The 865-nt window shown below is 74.6% G+C and carries 1 protein-coding gene; it reads left to right on the plus strand.

From position 1 onward, the window contains the following. Positions 1-637 precede the first annotated feature (637 nt). On the plus strand, positions 638-865 hold a 228-nt coding region (locus FLV34_RS41070; protein WP_261986088.1), incomplete at its 3' end, for a 13E12 repeat family protein.

An 865-nucleotide genomic window follows, 5' to 3' on the forward strand; every position in this document is an offset into this window, starting at 1 on the left:
GCACGCCACGCGGGGCGGCTCCGCATGGCCTGCCGACGGTGGCGCGCATTGGCACACAGCACCTTCGGACACAGCGTCTTCGGGCGGGACGGCTTCGGATGCGCCGCCATCGCAGGCGGCGCACTCACAGGCAGCGCCTACGGAGGTGGCGCCATCGCAGGCGGCGTGGCCGGACCCTCCGCCCGAGGACGCCTCCGTACGTCACACCCACGCCGGGCCTGGGCCTGCGGGGGACTGCCGGCATGGCCACAGCATGTGCCGGTGCGACGGCCAGGGTGCGTGCCGGTGCTGCGGTGAGGCGCGGTGCTCGCGTGCGACGCAGGCGTCGGGGACATCGGGACCGTCGGGACCGTCGGGAGCGACGCCCGGCGGGCCCGGACCGGAGCGGGAGACACCACCCGGATGGGCATCGGGAACGGCACCGGGAGCCGGGCGTGGGACACCGGGGACGGCGCAAGCAGCGTCGCAAGCAGCGTCGCAAGGAGCCGCACAGGGGGCATCGCGGGGTGCGGCGCAAGGTGGGTCACCGGGATCTCCGGGTGCGTCGGCGGGCGCGATGCCCGGGGCGTTCTTGGGGTCGGCGCTGGGAGCGTCGGCAAGCACGCTGCTGGGGGCGTCTCTGGGAGGGGCGTTGGGGATGGTGCCGCCGGGGTTGTTGCTGGCGACCGGGCAGGTGCTGCCCGTCTCCAGCGTGCACCGGCTCGCCCGGACCTCGACTCTGGTGCGGATCGTCATGAACGCCGACGGGCAGGTGCTCGACATGGGCCGCAAGGTCCGTCTGGCGACTCCTGCCCAGCGGCGGGCCATCTTCGCCCGGTATGCCACGTGCTGGGTCGACGGCTGCCCGCTCCCGGCGACCATGTGC

This window comes from Microbispora sp. CSR-4 (assembly GCF_008033685.1).
Classification (GTDB): Bacteria; Actinomycetota; Actinomycetes; order Streptosporangiales; family Streptosporangiaceae; genus Microbispora.